Below are 25,776 nucleotides of genomic sequence, written 5' to 3'. Positions count from 1 at the left end.
CGAAACCGGTCCGCTTCCTCATTCGCCCCGGAGAACAGACGATGGCATTCAGGCGCAGAAAGAACACGGCCGCGATCCCGCGCACGGTGCCCGCTTTCGAGCACATCGTCACCGAGGCGAGCGACAGTTTCCTGTGGCGGCTCGACGACTATCCCTGGGAGCGCAATGTCTGGAATTTTCATCCGGAATACGAGATCCATCTCCTGAGGAAGTCTTCCGGGGTCGCGCTGGTCGGCGATCACATCGGCGAATTCGGGCCGGGCTACCTGACCATCGTCGGCGGCGGGCTGCCGCATGACTGGGTGACATCGGTGCAACCCGGCGAGCTGATCGAAGGACGCGACATCGTGCTGCAATTCGATCCGCAGCGGCTGCGCGGCTCGGCGGGACTGCTGCCGGAGCTGCGCGAACTGGAACCGTTCCTGGAGCGATCGCTGCGTGGCATCGTCTTCCATGGCCGCGCCGCGCTCGACGGCGCCGCGCTGATGGAACGGATGGGCATGGTGCACGGGCTCGCCCGGTTTTGCCTCTTCCTCGAACTGGTCGATCTGCTGGCCAGGACAGACGAATACGAGCTTTTGTCCTCGCCGGATTTCTCACCCGCGCTCGACGCAACCTCGCTGGACATCATCCAGCGCACGCTGACCTATCTCTTCCAGCACTTCGCCGAGGACCTGAAGCTGCCGGAGGCGGCGGAGCTGGCGGGGATGAGCGAAAGCACGTTTTCGCGCTTCTTCCAGAAAAACACCGGCAACAGTTTCAGCGACCACATCGCCAAGCTCCGGCTCTGGCAAGCCTGCAAGCTGCTGGCGGACACCGATATTCCGATCACCGACATCTGCTTCCAGGTCGGCTACATGAACATCTCCAACTTCAACCGCGCCTTCCTGCGCAAGCACCGGATGACGCCGTCATCCTACCGCAAGCTGTCGAAGCAGCGGATGACGATGCGCGCCTGAAAACCGGCCTTCCTCACTCCATCGGTACTCATGTGACAGAGGCTGTGCAGGCGGGCCGGATTTTGCAGCGCACAATGCATAAAAGTACAGGTCTGCTGCAACGGGGCTTCTAGCGCGGCCTTTAGCAACTCCTCATTTTGGCGATGGGTGGCTTGTCGCTCGGGCGATGGCGAGGATCGCGCAACCGAAGACTTCCGCTTCCTGCGACTGTTCCTGGAGGAGAAAATCAATGAAACCAATTCGGCTCGCTGCGAGCATAAGCGCAGCTTTCATGCTTACCACGACCCTCTCGACCATGGCGCTGGCGGCGCCGGTCTGCTCGGCGCCGGTCAAGGTGCTGGCGCAACCGCGTGACGGGCTGACGCTGCTGGAGGCGTCCAAGGACGAGTTCCAGAAACTGGCCGGCGCCAGCTTCCAGATCGACTATCTCAACGAGAACGACCGCCGGGCAAAGTCGCGCGCCGATGCGTCCACGGTCGGCAACTACAACGTCTACTATGTCGACGAAGCCAATGTCGCGCTGTTCGCCTCGTCGAAATGGATCGTGCCGCTCACCGACTATTACCCGGCTGACTACGACTACGCCGATTTCGACCCGGGCCGGCAGAAGGTCGCCACCTATGACGGCAAGGTGTGGTTCGCGCCGCTGACCGGCGGCGGCGACCTGATGGTCTACCGCAAGGACATTCTGGAAGCCGCCGGCATCCAGCCGCCGAAGACGCTGGACGAGTTGATCGCCGACGTGCCGAAGCTGACCGATCCCGACAAGGGCATGTACGGCATCGCGCTGCGCGGCGCGCGTGGCTCGGGCGCCAATGTCTGGCGCTGGATGCCGTTCTTCAAGGCCTATGGCGGAAAATGGTTCGACGGTGACAAGCCGGCTTTCAACTCCGAGGCCGCGGTCAAAGCGACCGAGACCTATCTTAAACTGTTCAAGGATTCAGCGCCCGGCACGCAGACCGGCAGCTGGGATGAATCGACCGGCGCCTTCCTGTCGGGCCAGGTTGCCATCTTGGTCGAATCGACGCCGCTGTCGGGCATGGCGGTCGACCCGAAGACCTCGCAAGTGGTCGGCAAGATCGGCTTCCTGCCGCCGCCCTCACCACTGACCGGCGGCGGCTACGGCCACGGCCTCGCCATCGCCGCCAAGGCCAATGCCGATGACGCCGCGAAGCAATGCGCCGGCCTGTTCATCGCCTGGGCGACGTCGAAGGAGAACGAGAAGCGCCGGCTCGACGCGCACCAATTCGGCGAGCTCAACCGCACCAGCGTGCTGTCCAGCAAGGAGTTCGCCGACATTTACGGCGCCGATCTCGGCCAGGCGCTTGCCGATACCGGCAAGGTGACGGCGGTGAACTTCTGGCAGGATCCGCGCTGGCCGGATCTCGGCGACCGCTGGGGCATCATCCTGGAAGAGCTGGTCACCGGCACGCGCACCGACGTCAAGGGCGGCCTCGACGAACTCGAGGCCTACGCCAACGAGCTGGTGAAAAAGAAGTAATCCTCCCGCCCGCGGCGCGCGGTCCAGGGCATTCGACCGGATGCCGGGACCTGTGCGCCGCGGGTCTCTCCAAAAAGGCACAGCCCGAGGATAGGCAATGCGCCGACGCTCTTCCCTGCCCGTGACGTTTCTGGTTCCGACGCTCGCCATTCTTCTGGTGCTGTCGATGGTGCCGACGCTGTACGCCATCGTCATTGCGCTGCAGAACCGCGAGCTGAGCTCCTCGGACTATTCCTGGGTCTGGTTGTCGAACTTCATCGACCTGTTCGCCGACCGGCGTTTCCTCAACGCGGTCTGGGTTTCGGTGAAGTGGGAAATCGTCACCGTGGTGGCGACGATGATGGTGGCCATCGGGCTCGGCGTGCTGATGTTCGAAGTGGCGTCGACGCGGCTGCGCAACATCTACTGCCTGCTGTTCATCATCCCGGTGCTGTTGCCGCGCGTGTCGGCGGCTTTCGTGTGGAAGTTCGCCTATCATCCGCTCTACGGCATCGCCACCTACCCCTACCGGCTGATCACCGGCGGGCTGATCTTCGACCCGCTTTCGAAGCCAGCGACGGCCCTGTTTGCCGTCGCCTCGGTCGATGTGTGGCAGTGGGGACTGTTCTTTGCCGTCATCGTGCTGAAGCTGCTGGAAACGCTGCCGCCGCAGCCGATCGAGGCAGCGCGGCTCGACCATGCCAAGCGCTGGCAGATCCACGCCTATGTGACCTTGCCGATGCTGAAGGCGCCGCTGATCAGCCTGATGTTCGTCAAGATGATCGAATCGCTGCGCTCCTTCGACCTGATCTATGTGATGACGCGCGGCGGGCCGGGCGTGGCGACCGAGACGCTCGACATGTACGCCTTCTCGCAAGGCTTCATCGAATCCGGCAAGGTGTCCTATGCCTCGGCCATGGCGGTGCTGATGATGATCGCGACTGTCATCACCTTCACCATGCTGTGGAAGCGGGTGCAGGCATGAAGTCGAATCGCATGAGGCCGTATCGCATGAGACCGGGCCGCCTCATCGGCAAGATCATCCTGGCCTTCGCCGGCTTCATGGCGGTGTTTCCGCTCGCCTGGACGGCGGTCAATTCGCTGAAGAACAATGTCGACATCATCACCCGCGTGCCGCGCCTGGTGTTTACCCCGACCTTCGACAATATCAGCTACATCATCGGCCGCGACAGCGTAATGACCGGTCTCTATAACTCGGTCATTTCCTGCGGCGTCGCCGTGCTGATCGGCGTCATGCTCGGCCTTCCGGCAGCCTATGCGGTGGCGCGCTATCCCAATCGCTTCGCTGGCGACATCCAGTTCTTCGTGTTGTCGCTGCGCTTCCTGCCCCCGGTGGCAGTCGCCATTCCGCTGATGGTGATCTGGCTGCAGATCGGGCTCTACGACACCTTGCCGGCGCTGATCGTCACCTATTCGCTGCTCACCATCTCGGTGATCATGTGGCTCGCCATTCCCGCCTTCCAGGCCGTGCCTAAGGAAATCGAGGAAGCCGCTTTCCTCGACGGCTACGGCGCTTACTCGGTGTTCTGGCGCATTGCGCTGCCGGTAGCGGCGCGCTCGCTGATCGGCGCCGTCGCCTTCAGCTTCGTGCTGGTGTGGAACGAATTCCTGATCGCGCTGATGCTGTCCAGTTCCAACGCCAAGACATTGCCGATCGTCGCTTCCGAACTTTCACAGCAAGGCATGAACGTGCCGTGGGGAATCCTCAACGCCTCGGTCGTGCTGTTGTCGCTACCGCCGCTGCTGTTCCTCGGCGTGCTCAGCGGCTTCCTGAATTCCGTTTTCCGGCAAAAAAAGAATTGATGCGAGGACTTACCGATGCGGGCACTGGTGCTTGAGAAAAAAGGCGAACTGTCGTTGCGCGAGATCGCGCTGCCGCTCGGCGTCGGACCGGGCGATGTCAAGATAGCCATCCACACGGTCGGCGTCTGCGGCAGCGACGTGCACTATTACACACATGGCGCGATCGGCAGCTATGTCGTGCGGGCGCCGATGGTGCTCGGCCACGAAGCCGCCGGAACCGTTGTCGAGGTGGGCGCCAATGTCGAGACGTTGAGGGTCGGCGACCGCGTCTGCATGGAGCCGGGCGTGCCGAACCTGTCGTCGCGCGCGACGAGGCTCGGCATCTATAATGTCGATCCCGATGTCAGCTTCTGGGCGACACCGCCGGTGCATGGCGTGCTGGCGCCCTATGCGGTGCACCCGGCCGCCTTCACCTACAGACTGCCGGACAATGTCACCTTCGCCGAAGGCGCGATGGTCGAACCCTTTGCTATCGGCATGCAGGCGGCGAGCCGCGCCCGCATCGTGCCTGGCGACGTCGCCGTCGTCGTCGGCTGCGGCCCGATCGGCATCATGATCGCGCTGGCGGCGCTGGCCGGCGGCTGCTCGAAGGTGCTGATCTCCGATTTTTCCGCACCCAAGCTCGAGATTGCCGCGCAATATCCCGGCATCGTGCCGGTCAATATAGGTGAGCAATCGCTGGTCGACGCAGTCTCCGCCGCGACCGACAATTGGGGCGCGGATATCGTGTTCGAGGCGAGCGGCAGCCCGAAGGCATTCGCCGACCTGTTCGATGTCGTGCGGCCGGGCGGCGCGGTGGTGCTGGTCGGACTGCCGGTCGAACCGGTCAGCCTCAACGTTCCGGCGGCGATCTCCAAGGAAGTGCGCATCGAGACGGTGTTCCGTTACGCCAACATCTTCGACCGCGCGCTGCAGCTGATCGCCTCGGGGAAGGTCGACCTTAAGCCGCTGATCACCGGCACTTATGATTTCTCGGACAGCATCGAGGCCTTCGAGCGGGCGGCGCAAGGCAAGCCGCAAGACGTCAAGCTGCAAATCCTTCTTACCGGCGAGAAGGGCTGACCATGTCCGCGATCGTTTGCTCCCATGTCGACAAGGCTTACGGCGCCACCACCGTCATCCGCGACCTCAATCTCTCGATCGAGGAGCACGAATTCGTCGTATTCCTCGGCCCGTCCGGCTGCGGCAAGTCGACCTTGCTCAGGATGCTGGCCGGACTGGAGGATATCAGCGGCGGGGAAGTGTCGATCGGCGGCAAAGTGGTCAACGATCTCGAGCCCGGCGAGCGCGGCATTGCCATGGTTTTCCAGAACTATGCGCTCTACCCGCATATGACGATCTTCGACAATATCGCCTTTGGGCTCAAGCGACAGAAAGTGCCCCCGGCCGAGATCCGGAAGCGGGTCGAGGCGGTGGCAACGACGCTCGGCCTCGAACCTTACCTCGCCCGCAAGCCGACCGAACTTTCCGGCGGCCAGCAGCAGCGCGTGGCGATTGCGCGCGCCATGATCAAGACGCCGAAAGTGTTCCTGTTCGACGAGCCGCTGTCGAATCTCGACGCCAAACTTCGCAACCATATGCGGGTCGAAATCGCCCGCCTGCACCAGTCGCTGAAGACCACTACCGTCTATGTCACCCACGACCAGCTCGAAGCGATGACGCTGGCCGACCGGATAGTGCTGCTCAGGGATGGCGTCATCGAACAGATCGGCTCGCCGGCCGAGATCTATCGCCAGCCGGGCAATCTGTTCGTCGCCGGCTTCATCGGTACGCCGAACATGAATTTCATCGACGTGGCCGTCGGGCGGAAGGACGAACGCTGGACGCTGACAGGCGGCGGCTCGACCTTCTTCATAGAAGGCCTGGGCTTCGATCTGCGCGGCGTCCATCGCGCCGTGCTTGGAATCCGACCGCCGGACCTGAAGACCGCCGGTGCTCAGAGCATCAATCTTCTGCAAGGCACCGCCGACCTCATCGAGTTCCACGGCAATGACGCGCTGGTGACGTTCGCCTGCGGCGGCAAGGAGGTCGGCGCGTTGGTATCGGCCCGCGAATGCCCGGCGTTGCGCGCGCCTGTGCGCTACACATTCGAGGAGGAGAGCGTGCATCTGTTCGACGCGGCGACCGGCGCATCCTTGCGCCGGCGAGAGGAGGCCTAGATTTGGTACGCAATTCCGGACGGAAAACCGTTTCACGCTTTTCCTGGAATTGCTCTAGCTGATGGCGTCGAGCGCCTGCCGCTGGCGGTGCATTTCGAGGAAGATCCTGTAGTCGCGGTCGAAGCGGCCTGACGCGGTCGGGTTCGAGGTGCGCGCCCTGCCGCCTTGCTGCATGGCGACGCAGGCGGCATTCAGGTCCGGGAACAGGCCAGCGGCAGTGGCGGCGACCATGCCGGTGCCGAGCAGAACGGCTTCGTCGGCCAGCGGCTCGATCACCGCGCAGCCGGTGGCGTCGGCATAAAGCTCCATCAGCAACGGGTTCTTGGTGTGGCCGCCGGTGACATGCAGCGTGTCTATGAGATAGCCGTTCTCGTTCAGCGCCTCCAGCACATGGCGCACGCCGAGCGCGATGCCGACGGCCGTGCGCCAATAGAGCTTGCACAGGCTGTCGAAAGAGGAATCCAGCGTCAGCCCGCTGACCACGCCGACGGCATGCGGGTCGGCAAGCGGCGAGCGGTTGCCGTGGAAATCCGGCAGCACATGCAGCCTCGCCGCCAGCTTGTCGCCTTCGGTGCTGCGCAGTTCAGCGACGCGCCTGGCGATCTTGGCATGCATGGCCGCATCCGGCTCGCCGCCGGCGCCATGCCAGCGGATGATGTGGTCGAGCAAAGCCCCGGTAGCCGACTGGCCGCCTTCCGACAGCCAGAGCTTTGGCAGTGCGGCGCCATAGTATGGACCCCAGACGCCGGCGAAAGGCTGCGGATCGGGCGACATCGCCATGACACAGGACGATGTGCCGGCGATCAATGCCAGATGGCGGCCGATATTCTGCTCGTCGCCAGCAAAGCCGCCGAGCACGCCAAGCGCGCCGGCATAAGCATCGATGACGCCGGCGCCGACCCGACAGTTTTCGCTCAAGCCCAACTCCGCCGCCGCTTCAGGCGTGAGCGTGCCGATGTCTGCGCCGACAGCACTTGCCTTCTCCGGCAGGCTGCCGTGTTCGAACAGATCGCCAAGCCCGACCCTGTCGAAGAAGTCACGGCGCCAGCCGGTTTCCTCATGCGCCAGATAGGTCCATTTGGCGGTCAGCGTGCATTGCGAGCGCGACAGCGAACCGGTCGCCTTCCAGGTCAGGAAATCCGTAAGGTCGAATAGGTAGCCGGCCTCATGCCATGTTCCCGGCAGATTGCGCTTCAGCCACATCAGCTTCGGCGTCGCCATTTCCGGCGACATGACGCCGCCGATATAGTCAAGTACGGCGTGGCCGCTATCGGTGCATTCATCTGCCTCGGCGATGGCGCGATGGTCGAGCCAGACGATGGTGTCCCAGCGCCGTTCGCCCGTCACCGAGACGCTGAGCTGGCCGGCATTCCTGTCCAGCACCACCAGCGAGCAGGTGGCGTCGAACGACATGCCGACAATATCGTCGGCTGACACACCGGCCTTTTCGCGCGCGGCACGCACCGCGATGCACACAGCCGACCAGATATCCTGCGAATTGTGCTCGGCGTGATCGGCCTGCGGCTGGTTCATGACGATCGGATGCTCGGCGCGGCCCAGCAAGGTGCCTGACGTGTCGAGAATGCCCGCGCGGGCGCTCCCGGTGCCGACATCGACCGCGCAAACGAAGCTTTTCGTCAAGATGCTTTTACTCTCGCTCCCTAGAGCCGGATGATTTCAGGTCTGTTCGACCCGAAATCTGAATCCGTCTCTAAATCAAAGAAGTAGAGCATGATGTCGTCCGAAAACCGCTTCACACTTTTCGGCATCATGCTCTAGCCTGCAATCAGATCGGGCAATTGCAGCATGTCCGCGAATATAAAGTCCGGTTCACTCGACGCAAGCCGCGCTTTCAAGGCCGGGTTGCCGGCGTGCGAACCGCCGGTGAAAGCAAAGACGCGCATACCGGCCGCACGCGCCGCCGCGATGCCGGCAGGGCTGTCCTCGATTACGATGCAATTACCGGGATGCGCGCGCATAGCAGCGGCGGCATGGAGAAAAAGATCCGGCGCCGGCTTGCCGCGCGCGACCATGGCAGCGCTGAACAGATGGGGCTCGAGCAGGCCGAGCAGGCCGGTAACGTCGAGCGCATAGCGAATGCGGTCGAGCGTGCCGGAGGAAGCGACGCAGCAGGGCACGCCCAGCCTCGGCAGGATGTCGCTGATGCCGGGAATCGGCTTCAGCTCCTCGCGGAATTTGCGCATCAGCTCGACGCGCATATCGGTCAGATGCACGTCGGTGATGTCGATGGTGAAATCGCGAAGAAGTATCTCGCGCACGCTCTTCATGCTCTTGCCGAGGAAATGCTCGTAGGCGGCATCCTCGCTGACCGAGCCCCCGGCGGCAGAGATCATGCCGAGCAGAGCCGAAACCGACAGCGCCTCGCTGTCGACCAGCACGCCGTCACAGTCGAAGATGACCAGTTCGGGCGTCATTGCGGCTGGCGTCAGAGCTTGCCGGAGATATAGCGCGTCAGCGTCGCGCGCGTGCCATTCGCCCACAAGACCTTGAGCGCATGGGCAAAGGCCTCGGCGAACGGCGCCGAGCGGCCGACACCGCCATAGATATCCTCCATCGCAAGCCAGGCACCGGGCTTATCCTTCGCCGCCTTCGCGCTTGCCTGCAGCCGGTCCCAACTCGGGTCGTTGGCCTCGATGACCGCGCCGCTGTCTGTGGTGCCGAAACAGTAGCGGCACCACAGCGCGGACTCGAGCGCCAGACCCGCGACGCCTTTGCCGGCCTTCAGCCGGTCGGCAATGGTCGGGATGATGAATTTCGGCTGCCGGTTGGAACCGTCGAGGCAAAGCCGACGGATGGTGTCGCCGATCTTCGGGTTGGAAAAGCGGTGCTCGATGAGCTGGTAATAGTCCTCCAGCACGGTGTCCGGCACCGGCGGCACCGTCGGGATGATCTCGTCATGCTCGAGCTTGGCGAGGAAGCCGCGCACCAGCGGCTCCTGCATCGCCTCATGGACGAAATGGATGTCCATCAACCCTGCGGGATAAGCGATCGTGGCATGACCGCCATTGAGGATGCGGATCTTCATCAGCTCATAGGGCGCGACATCCCTCACGAATTGCACACCGACCTTTTCCAGCGGCGGGCGGCCGTCGGTGAAACGGTCTTCCAGCACCCATTGCTTGAACGGCTCGCAGAACACCGGCCAGTTGTCCTCGAGGCCGAACTCCGAGGCGAGAATACCGCGCTCGCGGTCGGAGGTGGCGGGGGTGATGCGGTCGACCATGCCGTTGGGAAAGGCGACATTGTCGCTGACCCAGTTCGCCAGATCCTCATCGATCAGGCGGGCGAGGCCGATGACGCCATCCGAGGTGACATGGCCGTTGTGAGGGATGTTGTCGCAAGACATGACGGTGAACGGCACGATGCCGTCGGCACGGCGGCGCTTCAGCCCGGCCAGGATGAGGCCGAACACCGTCTTCGGCGTCGTGCCTGCCTGTGCGTCGGCGACGATGTCGGGGTGGGTCGGGTTGAACTTGCCGGAGGCCGGATCGATGAAATAACCGCCTTCCGTGATGGTCAGCGAGACGATCTTGATCGCCGGATCGGCGAGCTGGTCGATGATGGCATCGGCATCGCCGGGCGTCAGGAAGTCGATCATGACGCCGGTGACGCGGGCGCTCATATGGTCGGAATCCTGCTCGACCACGGTGGTCAGCCAGTCCTGCTCCTGCAGCTTGGAACGGCCGATTTTTTCGCCCTCGAAGACCCCGGCGCCGACCAGCGCCCAGTCATGGCCGATGCCTGAATTGAAGAGATCGTCGAGGTAGACCGCCTGATGCGAGCGATGGAAATTGCCGACGCCGAAATGGACGATACCGGGTTTGAGCCTGGAGCGATCATATCTGGGACCGGCGACCTTGGCGGGGAGTTCCGAGAGGATCGAGGAGGAGAGTTTCACGGTCATTTTTTTACCCTTTTGGCCGGGCTGCGGCCTTCGTGATCCCGGCCCATCAACTCATCCATTGGCCGCCATCGACATTGTAGGTCTGGGCGACGATGTATTCGGCGTCGTCGCTGGCCAGGAATACCGCCATGCCGGTCAGGTCCTCCGGCTTGCCCATGCGGCCATAGGGCACGCCCTCACCGACCAGCCGCCTCTTCTCGCCTTTCGGCCGGTTCTCATGTTTGGCGAACAGCGCATCGACCTCATCCCACATATCGCTGTCGACGACGCCGGGCGCGATGCCATTGACGTTGATGCGGTGCTTGATCAGATCGAGCCCGGCGGACTGGGTCAGCGAAATCACCGCGGCCTTGGTGGCGCAATAGACGGCGACCAGCGGCTCGCCGCGGCGTCCTGCCTGGCTGGCGATGTTGATGATCTTGCCGCCCTTGCCCCTTGCGATCATCGAACGCGCCGCTGCCTGCAGCATGAACAAGGTGCCGGCGACGTTGACGGAGAACAATTTGTCGTAGCTTGCTTTGGTGATCTCGACGATCGGCGCCAGGTCGAACAAAGCAGCGTTGTTGATCAGTATGTCGAGGCCGCCGGTCTTTGTTTCGACCGCATTGACCGCCGCCTGGATCGAAGCGAGGTCGCTGACGTCGAGCCTGACCGGATAGGCGTTGGCGCCAATCTCGGCGGCCGTCTTTTCGGCAGCCGCCAGATTGATATCGGCAATGGCCACCGTGGCGCCCTCGCGGGTGTAGGCTTCGGCAAAAGCCCTGCCGATGCCGCGCGCGGATCCGGTGATCAGCGCCGATTTGCCTTTCAGTCTCACTGCGTCAGCGCCTTTCCATCGGGGCCGAAGCGATGCATGCGGACCTTGTCCGGCGTCAAATAGATGGTGTCGCCGTGGCGTACGGCCAGTTCGCCATCGGCGCGTACCGTCAGCGGACCGACGCCGTCGGCCTGGACATGCAGGAAGGTGTCGGAGCCCAGATGCTCGGCGACGCCGACGAGGGCTTTCCAGTCACCCGCTGTGGTCGATATCCCCATATGCTCAGGACGAATGCCGATGGTCTTGGCGTTGTATTTGGCCGCCGGCGCACCTTCGATCAGGTTCATTTTCGGCGAACCGATGAAGCCCGCCACGAATAGGTTCTTCGGCGACTTGTAGAGTTCCATCGGCGAGCCGACCTGTTCGATGTTGCCGGCGTTGAGCACGACGATCTTGTCGGCCATGGTCATGGCTTCGATCTGGTCGTGGGTGACGTAGACCATCGTCGTCTTGAGCTGATGGTGGAGCTCGCTGATTTCGAGCCGCATGGTGCCGCGCAGTGCGGCATCGAGGTTGGACAGCGGCTCGTCGAACAGGAAGGCCGAGGGCTGGCGCACGATGGCGCGGCCGATGGCGACGCGTTGCCGCTGGCCGCCGGAGAGCTGGCCGGGCCGGCGTTCGAGATAGTTGGTGAGATTGAGGACCCGGGCTGCGTCCTTCACCTTCTTGTCGATCGTCGCCACATCTTCGCCCGCCATCTTCAGCGGGAAGCCGATGTTCTTGGCCACCGTCATATGCGGATAGAGCGCATAGGACTGGAATACCATGGCCAGCTTGCGCTTGGCCGGCGCCTCGCCGGTGACGTCACGGCCATCGATGTTGATGGTGCCCCCGCTGGTGTCCTCGAGCCCGGCGATGAGGCGCAGCAACGTGGACTTGCCGCAACCCGACGGCCCGACGAAGACGACGAACTCGCCATTCTCGATGACCAGGTCGAGGCCTGGAATGATGACCGTCGATCCGAAATGCTTGGAGACGTTCTTGAGCGTGATGTTTCCCATGGTTTCCTCCCCGAGGGGTTATTTGGCCGGATTGCTTCAGGCAACGTCCGTTATTTTACCGCGCCGAATGTCAGGCCGCGCACCAGCTGCTTCTGGCTGAACCAGCCCATGATCAGGATGGGGGCGATGGCCAGCGTCGAGGCCGCCGAAAGCTTGGCCCAGAACAGGCCTTGCGGGCTCGAGAACGAACTGATGAAGGCCGTCAGCGGCGCTGCCTCGGTGGTGGTCAGGCGGATGGTCCAGAACGCTTCGTTCCACGCCAGGATGATGTTGAGCAGCATGGTCGATGCGATGCCCGGCACGGCCATGGGGGTCAGCACATAGACGATCTCGCCCCACAAGGTGGCGCCGTCCATGCGTGCCGCCTCCAGGATTTCGCCGGGGATTTCGCGGAAGTAGGTGTAGAGCATCCAGATCACGATCGGCAGGTTGATCAGCATCAGCATGATCATCAGGCCGATGCGGCTGTCGAGCAGTCCGGCATCGCGGAAGATGAGGTAGATCGGGAACAGCACGGCAACCGCCGGCATCATCTTGGTCGAGAGCATCCACATCAGGATGTCCTTGGTCCACTTGCCCGGCGAGAAGGCCATCGACCAGGCGGCCGGAACCGCGACGATCAGGGCCAGGATGGTGGAGCCGACCGAGAGCAGCACCGAGTTGAAGAAGAACTTGAAGTAGCCGCTCTGCGCCTGGACCTCGGTATAGCTCTCGAACGTCCCCGACGGGATCAGCGCGAAGCCCTGGATGGCCTCCTGCTCCGACTTGAACGAGGTGATGATCGTGTAGAGGATCGGGAAGAAGATCAGCAGCGCGACGATCCAGGCGGCGCCTGTCGCAATGACCTTGTGTTGGGTGGTGACTGCACGTGCCATCGTATCCTCCCTTACTTGTCCAGGTTCTTGCCGACCGCGCGCATGGCGAAGAAGGCGACGATGTTGGCGAGAATGACGGCGATGACACCGCCGGCCGATGCCTGGCCGATTTTGAACTCCAGCAATGCCTTCTGGTAGACGAGGAAGGGCAGGTTGGTGGAGGCATAGCCGGGTCCGCCATTGGTGGTGACCAGGATTTCGGCATAGACCGACAGCAGGAAGATGGTCTGGATCAGGATGACGACGGTGATGGCGCGCGACATGTGCGGCAGCGTCAGATAGATGAAGCGGCTGACGAAGCCGGCGCCGTCCATCTCGGCGGCTTCCTTCTGCTCGCCGTCGAGCGACTGCAGGGCGGTCAAAAGGATCAGCGTTGCGAAGGGCAGCCATTGCCAGGCGACGATGATGATGATGGCCAGCATCGGATGCTGCCCGAACCAGTCGATTGGCTGGGCGCCGAAGAAGCGCGCAATGTCGGCAAAGACGCCGTATTGCGGGTGCATGATCATGTTCTTCCAGACAAGTGCAGCCACCGGCGGCATGACGAAGAACGGAGAGATGACGAGGATGCGCACGATCCCCTGTCCCCACATCGGCTGATCGATCAACAGCGCCAGCATGATGCCGCCGATCACGGTGATCAGCAGCACGCTGCCGACCAGGACGAGCGTGTTCAGGATCGATTGCAGGAATGCCGGGTTGGAATAGAACAGCGAGTAGTTCGAGAACCAGACGAAGCCGTCGCGGATCGGGTTCAGCGGATTGTATTGCTGGAAGGAGAACCAGAAGGTGATGACCAGCGGCACGATCATCCAGACGAACAGCAACACGACGGACGGCGCCATCATGAAGCGGGCAAGCGAACGGGTCTGCTGAGTAGCCATGACGGTCACCCTTCACTAGTCGGACTGAATTTTCACAGCGGGGAAAAAGCGGCCGCCCGAACTGGGACTCGGGCGGCCATCGCCGGTCAGGAGGCGACCGGCGTTCGGCACCGGGAGGAGCCTTACTTGATATAACCGCCTTCGGTCATGGTCGCCGTGGCGGCGTCCTGCGCCTGCTTGAGCGCGTCGTCTACGCTGGTCTGGCCGGCGAGCGCCGCCGAGAACAGCTGGCCAACGGTTGTGCCGAGGCCCTGGAACTCAGGAATGGCGACGAACTGCACACCGACATAGGGCACCGGCTTGACCGTCGGATGCGCCGGATCGGCGGCATTGATCGAGTCCAGCGTCATCTTGGCGAACGGGGCCGCCTTCTGGTACTCGGGATTGGCGTAGAGCGAGGAACGCGTTCCCGGAGGAACGTTGGCCCAGCCTTCCTTGGAAGCGACCAGTTCGGCATAGTGCTTGCTCGTCGCCCATGAGACGAACTTCTGGGCGGATTCCGCCTTCTGCGTGCCTGCGGGGATCGCCAGCGACCATGCCCAGAGCCAGTTGGCGCGCTTGCCGAGGCCATTGTCCGGCGCCAAAGCATAACCGACCTTGTCGGCCACCTTCGAGGCCTTCGGATCCGAGACGAAGGACGCCGCCACGGTGGCGTCGATCCACATGCCGCACTTGCCTTGCTGGAACAGAGCCAGATTCTCGTTGAAGCCGTTGGACGAAGCGCCTTCCGGACCGTCGGCCTTCATCAGGTCGACATAGAACTGCAGTGTGTTCTTCCATTCCGGCTGGTCGAACTGCGGCTTCCAGTTCTCGTCGAACCAGCGGGCGCCAAACGAGTTGGACATGGCCGTCAGGAACGCCGTGTTCTCGCCCCAGCCGGCCTTGCCGCGCAGGCATACGCCGTTCACGCCATTGGCGCGGTCGGTCATCTTGTCGGCGGCCTGCTTAATGAAGTCCCAGGTCGGGGCATCGGGCATGGTCAGCCCGGCCTTCTCGATCAGGTCCTTGCGGTACATGACGAAGGAGCTTTCGCCGTAGAAGGGCGCGGCATAGAGCTTGCCGTCGACCGAGAGGCCGCCGGCGATGGCCGGGATGATGTCCTTGGCGTCATAGTCGTCGCCGAGCTTGTCGAGCGGCAACAGCCAGTTCTGCTTGGCCCAGATCGGAACCTCGTAGGTGCCGATGGTCATAACGTCATACTGGCCGCCTTTGGTGGCGATGTCGGTGGTGACGCGCTCGCGCAGCACGTTCTCTTCGAGCGTGACCCAGTTCAGCTGGATGTCGGGGTTCGCCTTGGTGAAGTCGTCCGTCAGCTTTTGCATGCGGACCATGTCGCCATTGTTGACCGTGGCGATGGTGATGGATTCGGCGTGTGCGGCAAAAGCGAAAGCGCTGGCCGACAACAAGCCCAGGGTGAGCGTGCGCAGTTTCATCAAATTCCTCCCATGAACCAAGATGAGCATTTGCCTTGGTAATGGGCAATTACTCACTTGGCGTTAATTATGTCAAGCCGGATTCGATGCTGCAGCGCAGCACACGGGGCAGGTGCGCGACATTGCGCGCGTAGAGGATATTGAATGGATTTGGGAAGCTGTTTGCACGGGATGTGAGAGCGGGTTGATGCCGACCCATCGCAACCCAATCATGGCGCCAAGGGAGCGATAGGCCCAGCCCGTCAGCCGTGGGACGGGTAGCTTCCCACGGAATATTCGAAAACCCTGCCGTCGCGTGTTTGCTTGGCTCTGGTCAGCACTTCCGTCACCTGGATCCAGCTGGGCTCGTCCTTGCGCAGCCTAACTTCCCGGCCGATTACCTTCACGGCAGCTTGAAACGGCGTAAATGCTTCGATCACGTGCGTCGTGCGCACGGTGTTGTTTTCGATTTCTTCGACGCGATAGACTTTCATCAGCCAGCTGATCGACCCTGTTTCAATCTGCAGACGATTGATCCTGCTCAATTGGGTCGTCACAAGCACAAGCCTATGCCGGGCGAGTGATATCGACAGCGTTTTTGTCAAGCTTGGTTAACCGGGTGGCCCGATCGCAGCTGTTTGTCCGCGAAAGCGAGCATTCGTCGCGGATCCATGGCTCGCTTTGCATCTCGGAAATCAATCCGCGAATCGCTCGCCCTCAGGCGCAGGCGATCTCGGCCAGGATCCAGTCCCGGAAGGCTTTTATCTTCGGCACGTTGCGACGCGCCGTCGGGTAGACCAGCCAATAGGCGTGGCCGTCGTCGCCGACCAGGTCGAAGGGCTGGATCAGGCGGCCGGCGGCGAGCTCGGTCTTGAACAATGCGGTGGTCAGGATCGCCACACCATGGCCGGCGATGGCCGCGTTCGCCTCATAGGCCTGCGCGCCCATGCTGGTGCCGGTGCGCCTGGCAAGTTCGTCCGCCGGGACGCCGGCAAGGGCGAACCATTCCCGCCACCAGATGTCGCCGGGATCGAGAATGGGCAGCTTGAACAGGTCGGCGGGTTCGTGGACGCCACCTATGGTGGCAGCGAGTGCCGGGCTCAGCACCGGGGTGAAATCGGCCTTGAACAAAAGATGGGTCTCCACTCCAGGCCACTTGCCGCTGCCGGAGCGGATAGCGATGTCCATGTCCTCGCGGGCAAAATCGATCACCCTGTTCGAGGTATCGACGCGCACCGCCAGCGACGGATGCGCGACCTGGAAGGAGCCGAGGTGCTGCGCCAGCCAGTTCGAGGCAAAGGTCAGCAGCGTCGAGACGCACAGCACACCATCGGCGCCCCCACGCGCGGCGGAATAGGCGCTTGAGAGCAGGCTGAACGCCTCGCTGACGGCGGGCGCCAGGCGCTGGCCGGGTTCCGTCAGCACAATCTGTCGCGGCTGGCGCAGGAACAGCGGCGAACCGATGCGCTCTTCCAGAAGCTTGATCTGATAGCTGGCGGCGGCCTGCGTCATGCCGAGTTCCTGCGCGGCCTTGGTGAAGGAGAGATGCCGCGCGACGGCTTCGAACACTCTGATGGCCTGCAGCGGCGGCAGCTGGGCGAGCTGCGGTGCCTTGAGATCGGGCATAAGCCCTCCTTATGGGTCTTGATCGACGTTTGATTGGAAGCCGGAGCCGATCAGACTGATATTTGGTGTCGAGGAACAATCCAGTTCAAGCATAGCGGAGGCTAAAGATCATGACCACGGTACAGGAAAAGCTGCATTCGGCCCCGGCGCGGAGCTGGTTTTCCGTGCTGGCGCACGAATTTTCCCTGCTGGTACGCCGCCGCCGCAGCTATGTCGACGTCAGGGAATTGTCGCCGCATCTGCAGCGCGACATGGGTTTCCTCGATGGAAATGATGTTTGCGGACGGCACAAATAGCAGTGCCGATTTTATCACCAGATCAGGCGCCGTCGAGTAGGGCCGTGGCGGTCCGCTCGTCGGTGATGAGGCCATTGACCAGCCGGCGGTTCACAGCGGCCAGGATGCCCGGCAATTTGCGCTCGCCCATGGCGAGCGCAATGACCAGCGACTTTTCGCGTGACGGCAAGGCTGCCGACGATACCCGGTCGTTGGTGATGCCCTCGATCATGCGGCCTTCCCGGTCGAACACCCAGCCGACGATCTCGGCGACGCCGCCAGCCTTTTGCAACGCCTTCAGCTCGCTTTCCGAGATAAAACCGTCCTCGTAGAGCGGCGCCTTCGGGCCGAGATCGCCGATGCCGACAAAGGTCACGTCGGCTTCCGCGGCCAGCGCCAGCGTCGGTTGGATCATCGGCTGGGCAAGCAGCATCTCGCGCTCTTCCGGCGACGAGGCGATGACCGGCAGCGGCATCGGGAACGAGCGCGCCTTGACCCGGTCGGCCATGGTGAAGATGACGTTGTAGAAGGCGGCCGAACCGTCGGGCGAGATGTTGCCGGTCAAGGACACAACCTTGTGCTGCGAGCATTCCATCGGCGGCAATTGCTCGATCGCCGCCTTCAGCGTGCGGCCGGTGCCGATGGCCAAGACGATGGGCGTCGGTGACCGCAGCCGCCGCTCGATCTCGGCCGCGGCCGCCTCGGCAATGCCGATCGTGGTCGAGGATGAGGTTGGATCGCTCGGCACCACTTCGACGAGGTCGAGCGCGAAGCGTGACTTCAGTCTAGCTGCGAGATCAAGGCAATTGGCGATCGGGTGATCGACGCGAACCTTGATCAGCCCCTCCGACACCGCCAGCGACACCAGCCGCTGCGCCGTCTGCCGGGAAATGCCGAGCGTGGCGGCGATCTGGTCCTGGGTGTTGCCGGCAACATAATAAAGCCAGCCGGCGCGCGCTGCCTCGTCCAGCCTGCTGCTGCCGCCATCTTGCCGCGAATTCAAAATGTGCCTCCAGCCCTGCCCCTTTGCGCGCCCTTGGGCGAAGCGTCGTAGTCTTGCAGGGAATGTGTCGGCGCGCAATTGTTCAATCGGGAAGACAATTGCTTGCTGCTTCGATCCGGCCGCCGCGCGGCAACCAACCCAGCGAAAATCGCCAGCGGACGGGCTCGGCGGTTTATCTCCTGATACAAACGCTTTAAGGGGATCGGCAAAGGAGCCTCGCATGACGCCGAAAGCGGTTTTCTGGGATATGGACGGCACGCTGGTCGACAGCGAGCCGCTGCACGAGGCGGCCTTGGTGGCGGCGCTGCGCAGCGTCGGTATCACGCCGCCGGCCGACCTGCATGAGCGGGTGCTGGGCGTCGCCGCCGCACCGGTCTACGAGATGCTGCGCAGCGAGTTCGGCCTCGACCTGCCCTTCGACGACTGGATCGTGCGCAAATACGATCACTACATGCCGATGGCCGAGACGCTGAAGCCGCGCCCCGGCGCGATCGAAGTGTTCAACGAGTTGCGCGCGCTCGGCGTGCAGCAGGCGGTGGTGTCCAATTCCGACCGGGTGATCGTCGATGCAAATCTGAGCGCCGTCGGCCTGATCTATCCCGGCATGCGCACGATCAGCCGAAACGACGTGCGCGAAGGCAAGCCGCATCCCGAACCGTTCCTGCGCGCCGCGTGGCTGGCCGGCGTCGATCCTTCAGACGCGGTGGCCGTCGACGACAGCATTACCGGCGCCACATCAGGCCTGGCCGCGGGGATGCGGACGATCTTCTGGCCGGAAGCGCCGATGGCAGGACCGAAGGGCGCTGTCGTGATCAACAGTGCGGAAGAGTTGCGGGCTCAGTTGGGACTCTGAGTGAGCCTATGAACGTCGGCGCTGCCCTTCATCCTCCCTTCAGCTTGGCCATGCATTGTCTAATGTTGCGCTGGTCGACCCCCACTCCGTCTCGGCTTCGCCGAGCCAAGCTTTTTGCCGTCAAACGCTCGTCCAGAAAGCTCCCTTCCTTTCCCTCCGGAGGAGGGAAAGGTGGCGCTGCGAAGCAGCGACGGATTGGGGGAACCACCTGGCAACCAAGCCTTACGCCGATCAGTCATAACAAATCACAGAAGGTGAGTGCGTAGCGTAAACGGGAGAAGCACGGATGGTCGCTTAGCTGCGGTACACCGGCTCCTCCTCGTCGAGGATCGCCTTCAGCTCGGCAAGGTGACGCTCCGCCTGGCCGGGATAGTCGTCCATTTCGCTGGCGGTCTTTTCGGCAATGGCGTCGGAGAGCGTGCGCAGCGGACGGCCGGTCCACAGCGCCTTGATGTAGGTCTCGGCGGCACGCTCGAAATAGAACATGCGGTTGAAGGCGTCGGCAACGGTGTCGCCGATGACCATGACGCCGTGATTGCCCATCACCATCACCTTGACCTTAGGGTCGGTGAGCAGTTGCGAGCAGCGCTCGCCTTCCTCCTCGAAGGCCAGCCCGCCATAGTGGGCATCGACGACGTGGCGGTTGAAGAACATGGCCGAGTTCTGGTCGATCGGCGGCAGAGTCGAGTCGGCCAGCGATGCAAGCACAGTGGCATGAATGGAATGCACATGCATGGCGCAGCGCGCATGCGGCACGTTGCGGTGAATGGCGCCGTGCAGACCCCAGGCGGTCGGGTCGGGCGCATTCGGGCCGGACAATGTCTCGGGATCGTTGGCGTCGATCAGCAAAAGGTCGCTCGCCTTGATGCGCGAGAAATGCACCTGGTTGGGGTTCATCAGGAATTTGCTGCCGGCCTCGTTGACCGACAGCGAGAAGTGGTTGGCCACGGCTTCATGCATGTTGAGCCGCGCCGTCCAGCGGAAGGCGGCGGCAAGGTCGACGCGCTCCTCATAATAGGGCAGGTTGGTCAGCGGCTCTTTCTGCAAACGGGCGATGCTCATCAAAAAATCCTCCATTTCCCCGAGAATGCCGCGCCCAATGCCGACCAGCAACCGGTAAGTACTGGGTCAGGCCGCCGAGCGGGCCGACTGCAGCCCGCCATGTTCGACGATGAAGTCGATGACTTCCTGCAGGCCCTTGCCGCGCGACAGGTCGGTGAAGCCGAACGGGCGCTTGCCCCGCATTCGGGCGGCGTCGCTCTCCATGACATCGAGGTTGACGTTCACATAGGGCGCCAGATCGCTCTTGTTGATGACCAGGAAATCGGAACGGGTGATCGCCGGCCCGCCCTTCCTGGGGATTTCCTCGCCTTGGCAAACCGAGATGACATAGAGGGTCAGGTCGGCGAGGTCGGGCGAGAAGGTGGCGGCGAGGTTGTCGCCGCCGGATTCGATGAAGACGATGTCGAGATCGGGGAATTTCCTGTTCAGCCCGGCGATCGCCTGCAAATTGATCGAGGCGTCCTCACGGATGGCGGTGTGCGGGCAGCCGCCGGTCTCCACGCCGACGATGCGGTCCTCAGGCAGCGCCTGCAGGCGAGCCAGCATCATGGCGTCTTCCTTGGTGTAGATGTCGTTGGTGACGACGGCGATGGAGAAATCGTCGCGCAGCGCCTTGCAGAGCTTTTCGGTTAGCGTCGTCTTGCCGGAGCCGACGGGACCGCCGATGCCGATGCGCAGGGGACCGTTGGCCTGAGTCATAGCGAAAAATCCGTCATGCCGAAAAACTCCGTGATGGCGAGGATGGCGAAGCTGAGCCCGATCAACAGGCAGAGCGGCGAATAGAAGCTGACATCGAGCCGCGCAAAAGGCTGTTCCGGCGCCAGACGGCGCCACCACGGCGTGAAGCCGGCAATGCCGCGGCCGAGGAAGACCAGCCCTATGAGCAGCGCTGTGGCGGCAAGGCCTTCCCTTGGAAAGGGGGTGGCGAAGACCCCGGTCAGCGCCAGCGGCCACAGGGTTGCGAGGCACAGGCACGCGGCAACGGCGAAACAGGCAAACGGCGTCGGCATCTCGTCGACGCCGCGAAAGCCGACGACGGCGTGGGCGCAGGAGACGCCGTCCCTGCCCGGCCAGATGCCGCCAAGGCCCCAATAGACATGCAGCGCGGTGATCAGCAGCAGGACGGCCGAGAGGGCGAAGGCGAGGACGATCATGAGCGGAACAGCCTGGAATACTGCGTCTCGTGCTTCATCGCCATGATGTCGGAGATGAAGGCGCAGCCGCCGAGATCGTCCAATGTCGAGCCGGCGGCGCGCGCGGCCGTCGACAGCGCCAACGGCTCGAAGCCGGCGAGCAAGGCCATAGCGTCCGTCTGGCCGACGATTCCGAGTCGGATCGCCGCCTGGACGAGGTTGGAGAAGAAGGCCTGCAGGAAGGCCGACATCGCGTCCTGAATCGCGATGCCGTTGCCGCCGGCAACGGCGCCGACGGCGACACAGTAGGCGCATTCGGCCGGCAGGCGGCCCAATACCGGATTCGCCCACGCCGCTGCCGCTTTCAGGAAGGCGGCGCCTTGCAGCATGGTTTCGGTGTGGCGCTCACGCGAGCCGGCCAGCGCTTCGGCGAGATCGGCAATTTCATGGAGGTCGCCTTCATGGAGGTCGCCGCCGTCGCGGGCGCGGCGCCAGCTTTCCGCGAAGAGCACGGCGTCGTTCCAGCCCGAGCCCATCTCGACCAGCGTCTCCAGCCAGAAGGCGAGGCTGGCGGCATCGGCAACCAGCCCGTCTTGCCCGGCGCGTTCGAGACCATGGCTGTAGGCAAAGCCGCCGACCGGAAAGGCCGGCGACAGCCACGCCATGAGCCGCAGCAAAGCGATGCCGGACGGCTGGTCAGTCATGATCGTGATGATGCCCGTCATGGGAATGGCTGTGCGAATGCGACTCGCTGTGTGCGTGGGAACGTCCATCATGGGAATGCGCTTCGGCGTGCGCATGCGCATGGCCATGATCATGACCATGCGCACCTTGGGCGGAATAGGCGCCGCGCACCGGCTTGAACGGTTCGGAGACTTCGCGCACCGTGGCGCCCAGCCCTTCCAGCATAGCCTTGATGACATGGTCGCGCAAAATCAGGATGCGGCTGGGCTCAATCGCAGCCGCCAGATGCCGGTTGCCGATATGCCAGGCGAGTTCGGTCAGATGCACGGCGTGGCGGGCGCGGATGTCGTAGACCTCTTCGGGTGCCGCGGTGATCTCGACCTGGCCGCCATCCTCCAGCACCAGCCGGTCGCCATCGTTCAAGGTCACGGGCTCGGGCAGGTCGACCAGCACCTTGCTGCCGTCGGCAAGCTCGATGGCGCGGCGGCGCAAATGACGCTCGTCATGGGGCAGGACGGCACGGCCGGATGGGGCCGTGGTTCCGGCAGTGCCGGCAGCCACCACCGAGACGGCGCGCGGGAACTTGGTGAAGTCGGTGTTCAGGTTGAGTTTCATCGCATGGCTCCACCGTTAGCCTGGGCTCTCGCACGGGCAGGCCGCGCCAGGACGCGGTCGAAATACGCGTTGACGCGCTCGGATTCGATCGGAAATTTTCCGGCGCGGGCCCAGCCGCCCATGTCGCCCAACAGCACGTCGACGGCGGAAAACCGGTCGCCCAGCGCAAACTCCCGATCCCCAAGCCGGCCGTCGAGCGCCTTGGCCTCCGAGGCGAAATCGTAGGCGGCGGCGGGGCCGACATCGACCCGCACGTCCTTCGGCAACAGGAAGCGGTGGCGCAGCTTGTTCCACAGCGGCGCTTCGAACTCGGACTGGGCAAAATGCATCCAGGAATCCATTTCGGCGCGTCCGGCCACACCTGGATTGGCGCCCATGCCTTTGTCGGCGTGCTTGTCGGCGAGATAGACGCAGATTGCCGCCGAATCAGTCACCGTCAGTTCGCCATCGATCAGGATCGGCACCTTGCCCGACGGGTTGAGCGCATAGGCTTCGGGCGAACGCAATTTGACCTCGACGAATTCATAGGGCTGCCCGAGTTCCTCGAGCATCCACAGAACGCGGCTGACGCGGGATCCACGCGATCCGATGGCCTTGTACATGGTTGAACCCTCTTTCCTGCGACCCTAAACCATAGCCACTGTTCAGACGATGGTGTCGAAGAGCCGCAGGATGAACGATATCTGATAGATCAGCGTGCCGGCGACGAATGCGATGTGGAAGCGGCGGTCACGCACCAGTATGGCGGCGATGCACAACACCACGAAAACCGGCGTTCGGAACAGATATTCATTGCCGTAGCGGGCGAAATGCTCGGGACCCTTCAGCAGCGTGTCGACGACGTCGAGCAGATAGGTCGTCGCCAGCAGGCCGAAGAACCAGCCACGGCGTGAATAGAAGAAATCCTCGTAGCTGGTGTAGTCGAGCATCGAATCCGGAAACAGCAGCGCGCACAGCAGGAACAGCGTGATGGCGTAGAAGATCAGGAACAGGTACTTGCCGAAAGTCCAGACCTCTATGGTGTAGAGGCCGAACTCCCACCACCAGAAATGCACCAGCAGCAACAGCATGGAGGCGACCCAGCCGAGGTGCACGGGATAGAGCCTGTACTGGCCGGGATGCTGGACGATTCGCGCCACCCCCGACAGCAGGCGAGCGACGCCAAGTCCGATCACCATGCCCATGACGATGCGGATATGCGGGAAGATGTCGTGGGCGGAGGCTATTTCGGTGACCATGACCTGCTACGCGGTTTCTTTGAGCCGCATATTGCGGTGGGACCGACCGGCTCGCAATGGAATTTGCCGGGTCGATCAAATCGCCCCTCGCCTCAAAACAGGAAATACCGCTGCGCCATCGGCAGCACGGTTGCCGGCTCGCAAGTCAAGAGTTCGCCATCGGCGCGAACCTCATAGGTTTCGGGATCGACCTCGATATGCGGCGTGGCGTCGTTGAGGATCATCGAGTGCTTGCCGATGCCGCCGCGGGTATTTTCCACCGCCACGAACTGCTTGTCGACGCCGAGCCTGCCATGCAGGCCGGACTCCAGCGCCGCCTTCGAAACGAAGGTCACCGACGAGTTGGTCCTGGCCTTGCCATAGGCGCCGAACATCGGGCGGTAGTGCATCGGCTGCGGTGTCGGGATAGAGGCGTTTGGGTCGCCCATCGGGGCTGCGGCTATCATGCCGCCGATCAGCACCATGTCCGGTTTGGCGCCGAAGAAGGCTGGGTTCCACAGCACCAGATCGGCGCGCTTGCCGACCGCGATCGAACCGATGTCCCTGGACAGGCCATGCGCGATTGCCGGGTTGATGGTGTATTTGGCGATGTAGCGGCGGACGCGGAAATTGTCGTTGTTGCCGGTCTCCTGCGGCAATGACCCGCGCTGGCGCTTCATCTTGTCGGCGGTCTGCCAGGTGCGGATCGCCACCTCGCCGACGCGGCCCATTGCCTGCGAGTCCGACGAGATGATCGAGAAGGCGCCGATGTCATGCAGAATGTCTTCCGCCGCGATGGTCTCCTTGCGGATGCGGCTTTCGGCAAAGGCGATGTCTTCGGGGATCGACGGCGACAGATGATGGCAGACCATCAGCATGTCGAGATGCTCGGCCAGCGTGTTGACGGTGTAGGGCCGGGTCGGGTTGGTCGAGGACGGGATGACGTTGGGCAGGCCGCAAACCTTGATGATGTCAGGCGCATGGCCGCCGCCGGCACCCTCGGTGTGGAAGGCGTGGATGGTGCGGCCCTTGATGGCGGCGACGGTGTTCTCGACGAAGCCGGATTCGTTCAGCGTGTCGGTGTGGATCATCACCTGCACGTCGTAATCGTCGGCAACCGACAGGCAGCAGTCGATGGCCGCCGGCGTCGTGCCCCAGTCCTCGTGCAGCTTCAGCGAGCAGGCGCCGCCCAGCACCATTTCCTCGAGCGCCGCCGGCAGCGAGGCATTGCCCTTGCCGGACAGGCCGATGTTCATCGGGAAAGCGTCGAAGGACTGGATCATGCGCGCCATGTGCCAGGGTCCCGGCGTGCAGGTGGTGGCCAGCGTGCCATGCGCCGGGCCGGTGCCGCCGCCGAGCATGGTGGTGATGCCCGACATCAGCGCTTCGTCGATCTGCTGCGGGCAGATGAAGTGGATGTGCGCGTCGAAGCCGCCGGCGGTCAGGATCTTGCCCTCGCCGGCGATGATCTCGGTACCGGGGCCGATGATGATGGTGACACCGTCCTGCGTGTCGGGATTGCCGGCCTTGCCGATCGCCGCGATGCGGCCGTCCCTGAGACCTATATCGGCCTTGAAGATGCCGGCAGTGGCATCGACCACCAGCGCGTTGGTGATGACCGTGTCGACCGCGCCGCCGGCGCGCGACACCTGGCTCTGGCCCATGCCGTCGCGGATGACCTTGCCGCCGCCGAATTTCACCTCCTCGCCATGGACGGTGAGGTCCTTTTCGACCTCGATAAACAGCTCGGTATCGGCCAGGCGCACTCTGTCGCCGACCGTCGGGCCATACATCTGCGCGTAGGCGGCGCGGGTAATTCTAGCCATCAGTCAATGCTCCCCAAACGAGAGTCCGGCCGCAGCCGAACTCCACATCGTCGCCATCCAATGGTCATGCAATGACCCGCTTGGCGACACCTTCTGATCCCATTTGGCCGTTGAGGTGGACGTGCCACCCCAAACCGCCCGTTTGC

At 63.2% G+C, this 25,776-nt stretch carries 27 protein-coding genes; 8 read left to right on the top strand and 19 right to left on the bottom strand.

Going from position 1 to position 25,776, the window contains the following annotated elements; translation table 11 throughout:
• Positions 1–41 precede the first annotated feature (41 nt).
• The 6 genes from NKH38_RS17305 to NKH38_RS17280 all read left to right on the top strand — a co-directional run bounded on the left by NKH38_RS17305 (position 42) and on the right by NKH38_RS17280 (position 6,422).
• On the top strand, positions 42–959 hold the full coding sequence (locus NKH38_RS17305) for an AraC family transcriptional regulator (RefSeq protein ID WP_352762026.1): 918 nt from the start codon (positions 42–44) through the stop codon (positions 957–959).
• Positions 960–1,188: 229 nt separating this feature from the next.
• Positions 1,189–2,460 (top strand): ABC transporter substrate-binding protein, encoded by a 1,272-nt coding sequence (locus tag NKH38_RS17300; RefSeq protein WP_023693095.1) that lies wholly within the window; start codon positions 1,189–1,191, stop codon positions 2,458–2,460.
• Positions 2,461–2,557: 97 nt separating this feature from the next.
• On the top strand, positions 2,558–3,424 hold the full coding sequence (locus NKH38_RS17295; RefSeq protein WP_352762025.1) for a carbohydrate ABC transporter permease: 867 nt from the start codon (positions 2,558–2,560) through the stop codon (positions 3,422–3,424).
• 26 nt (positions 3,425–3,450) lie between these two features.
• Complete coding sequence (locus NKH38_RS17290; RefSeq protein WP_352762024.1) at positions 3,451–4,263, top strand: carbohydrate ABC transporter permease; 813 nt, start codon at positions 3,451–3,453, stop codon at positions 4,261–4,263.
• 15 nt (positions 4,264–4,278) lie between these two features.
• Positions 4,279–5,325 carry an NAD(P)-dependent alcohol dehydrogenase gene (locus tag NKH38_RS17285; RefSeq protein WP_023750400.1) on the top strand — a complete coding sequence of 349 codons (1,047 nt, stop codon included), beginning with the start codon at positions 4,279–4,281 and terminating at the stop codon, positions 5,323–5,325.
• Between the two features lie 2 nt (positions 5,326–5,327).
• Positions 5,328–6,422, top strand: a complete 1,095-nt coding sequence (locus NKH38_RS17280) for an ABC transporter ATP-binding protein (protein WP_023700457.1) — start codon at positions 5,328–5,330, stop codon at positions 6,420–6,422.
• Positions 6,423–6,476: 54 nt separating this feature from the next.
• On the opposite strand, the gene NKH38_RS17275 is transcribed toward NKH38_RS17280, so the two are convergent.
• The 10 genes from NKH38_RS17275 to NKH38_RS17230 form a co-directional block, all read right to left on the bottom strand.
• Positions 6,477–8,063 (bottom strand): FGGY-family carbohydrate kinase, encoded by a 1,587-nt coding sequence (locus NKH38_RS17275; RefSeq protein WP_023689171.1) that lies wholly within the window; start codon positions 8,061–8,063, stop codon positions 6,477–6,479.
• A gap of 134 nt (positions 8,064–8,197) precedes the next feature.
• Positions 8,198–8,857, bottom strand: a complete 660-nt coding sequence (locus tag NKH38_RS17270) for an HAD family hydrolase (RefSeq protein WP_023683588.1) — start codon at positions 8,855–8,857, stop codon at positions 8,198–8,200.
• Positions 8,858–8,868: 11 nt separating this feature from the next.
• Entirely contained in the window at positions 8,869–10,347 is a 1,479-nt protein-coding gene (locus NKH38_RS17265; RefSeq protein ID WP_352443570.1) for a mannitol dehydrogenase family protein, read from the bottom strand.
• A gap of 46 nt (positions 10,348–10,393) precedes the next feature.
• On the bottom strand, positions 10,394–11,164 hold the full coding sequence (locus tag NKH38_RS17260; RefSeq protein WP_352762023.1) for an L-iditol 2-dehydrogenase: 771 nt from the start codon (positions 11,162–11,164) through the stop codon (positions 10,394–10,396).
• Positions 11,161–12,165, bottom strand: coding sequence for an ABC transporter ATP-binding protein (locus NKH38_RS17255; RefSeq protein ID WP_023689168.1), 1,005 nt, complete (start codon positions 12,163–12,165; stop codon positions 11,161–11,163). The genes NKH38_RS17260 and NKH38_RS17255 overlap by 4 nt, the downstream gene beginning before the upstream one ends.
• Positions 12,166–12,215: 50 nt before the next feature.
• The gene (locus tag NKH38_RS17250; RefSeq protein ID WP_023671250.1) at positions 12,216–13,040 is read right to left on the bottom strand and encodes a carbohydrate ABC transporter permease; all 825 of its coding nucleotides are present in this window, start codon (positions 13,038–13,040) and stop codon (positions 12,216–12,218) included.
• Between the two features lie 11 nt (positions 13,041–13,051).
• Positions 13,052–13,924, bottom strand: coding sequence for a carbohydrate ABC transporter permease (locus tag NKH38_RS17245; protein WP_023711367.1), 873 nt, complete (start codon positions 13,922–13,924; stop codon positions 13,052–13,054).
• 122 nt (positions 13,925–14,046) lie between these two features.
• Positions 14,047–15,357 (bottom strand): ABC transporter substrate-binding protein, encoded by a 1,311-nt coding sequence (locus NKH38_RS17240; RefSeq protein ID WP_352762022.1) that lies wholly within the window; start codon positions 15,355–15,357, stop codon positions 14,047–14,049.
• Positions 15,358–15,599: 242 nt separating this feature from the next.
• Positions 15,600–15,941, bottom strand: coding sequence for a hypothetical protein (locus NKH38_RS17235; protein ID WP_352762021.1), 342 nt, complete (start codon positions 15,939–15,941; stop codon positions 15,600–15,602).
• Positions 15,942–16,053: 112 nt separating this feature from the next.
• The gene (locus NKH38_RS17230) at positions 16,054–16,962 is read right to left on the bottom strand and encodes a LysR substrate-binding domain-containing protein (RefSeq protein ID WP_023671245.1); all 909 of its coding nucleotides are present in this window, start codon (positions 16,960–16,962) and stop codon (positions 16,054–16,056) included.
• Positions 16,963–17,072: 110 nt separating this feature from the next.
• On the opposite strand from NKH38_RS17230, the gene NKH38_RS17225 reads away from it, so the two are divergent.
• The gene (locus NKH38_RS17225; protein ID WP_023732685.1) at positions 17,073–17,258 is read left to right on the top strand and encodes a hypothetical protein; all 186 of its coding nucleotides are present in this window, start codon (positions 17,073–17,075) and stop codon (positions 17,256–17,258) included.
• Between the two features lie 22 nt (positions 17,259–17,280).
• On the opposite strand, the gene NKH38_RS17220 is transcribed toward NKH38_RS17225, so the two are convergent.
• Positions 17,281–18,240 carry a sugar-binding transcriptional regulator gene (locus NKH38_RS17220; protein ID WP_023689163.1) on the bottom strand — a complete coding sequence of 320 codons (960 nt, stop codon included), beginning with the start codon at positions 18,238–18,240 and terminating at the stop codon, positions 17,281–17,283.
• A 220-nt stretch (positions 18,241–18,460) separates the two neighbouring features.
• Between NKH38_RS17220 and NKH38_RS17215 the strand changes: the two genes are divergently transcribed.
• Positions 18,461–19,093, top strand: a complete 633-nt coding sequence (locus tag NKH38_RS17215) for an HAD family hydrolase (protein ID WP_352762020.1) — start codon at positions 18,461–18,463, stop codon at positions 19,091–19,093.
• Positions 19,094–19,387: 294 nt separating this feature from the next.
• Here the strand turns inward: NKH38_RS17215 and NKH38_RS17210 are convergent, their stop codons facing one another.
• The 8 genes from NKH38_RS17210 to ureC all read right to left on the bottom strand — a co-directional run bounded on the left by NKH38_RS17210 (position 19,388) and on the right by ureC (position 25,630).
• Entirely contained in the window at positions 19,388–20,155 is a 768-nt protein-coding gene (locus NKH38_RS17210; RefSeq protein WP_023711372.1) for a class II aldolase and adducin N-terminal domain-containing protein, read from the bottom strand.
• Positions 20,156–20,221: 66 nt separating this feature from the next.
• Complete coding sequence (ureG, locus tag NKH38_RS17205) at positions 20,222–20,854, bottom strand: urease accessory protein UreG (RefSeq protein ID WP_023671240.1); 633 nt, start codon at positions 20,852–20,854, stop codon at positions 20,222–20,224.
• The gene (locus NKH38_RS17200; protein ID WP_023745871.1) at positions 20,851–21,309 is read right to left on the bottom strand and encodes a DUF3995 domain-containing protein; all 459 of its coding nucleotides are present in this window, start codon (positions 21,307–21,309) and stop codon (positions 20,851–20,853) included. Before NKH38_RS17200 ends, ureG begins: the two co-directional genes overlap by 4 nt.
• Positions 21,306–21,992 (bottom strand): urease accessory protein UreF, encoded by a 687-nt coding sequence (locus NKH38_RS17195; RefSeq protein ID WP_352762076.1) that lies wholly within the window; start codon positions 21,990–21,992, stop codon positions 21,306–21,308. Before NKH38_RS17195 ends, NKH38_RS17200 begins: the two co-directional genes overlap by 4 nt.
• Complete coding sequence (locus NKH38_RS17190) at positions 21,985–22,587, bottom strand: urease accessory protein UreE (RefSeq protein ID WP_023746509.1); 603 nt, start codon at positions 22,585–22,587, stop codon at positions 21,985–21,987. The genes NKH38_RS17195 and NKH38_RS17190 overlap by 8 nt, the downstream gene beginning before the upstream one ends.
• Complete coding sequence (locus NKH38_RS17185; protein ID WP_023683600.1) at positions 22,584–23,189, bottom strand: glutathione S-transferase family protein; 606 nt, start codon at positions 23,187–23,189, stop codon at positions 22,584–22,586. The genes NKH38_RS17190 and NKH38_RS17185 overlap by 4 nt, the downstream gene beginning before the upstream one ends.
• Positions 23,190–23,231: 42 nt before the next feature.
• Complete coding sequence (locus tag NKH38_RS17180; protein ID WP_023683601.1) at positions 23,232–23,825, bottom strand: hypothetical protein; 594 nt, start codon at positions 23,823–23,825, stop codon at positions 23,232–23,234.
• 92 nt (positions 23,826–23,917) lie between these two features.
• Positions 23,918–25,630 (bottom strand): urease subunit alpha, encoded by a 1,713-nt coding sequence (gene ureC, locus NKH38_RS17175; protein ID WP_502896606.1) that lies wholly within the window; start codon positions 25,628–25,630, stop codon positions 23,918–23,920.
• Positions 25,631–25,776 lie beyond the last annotated feature (146 nt).

This window comes from Mesorhizobium sp. M1078 (assembly GCF_040318615.1).
Classification (GTDB): Bacteria; Pseudomonadota; Alphaproteobacteria; order Rhizobiales; family Rhizobiaceae; genus Mesorhizobium.
The sequence above is the reverse complement of the archived record's forward strand: the minus strand, read 5'-3'. Positions and strand labels throughout refer to the sequence as shown.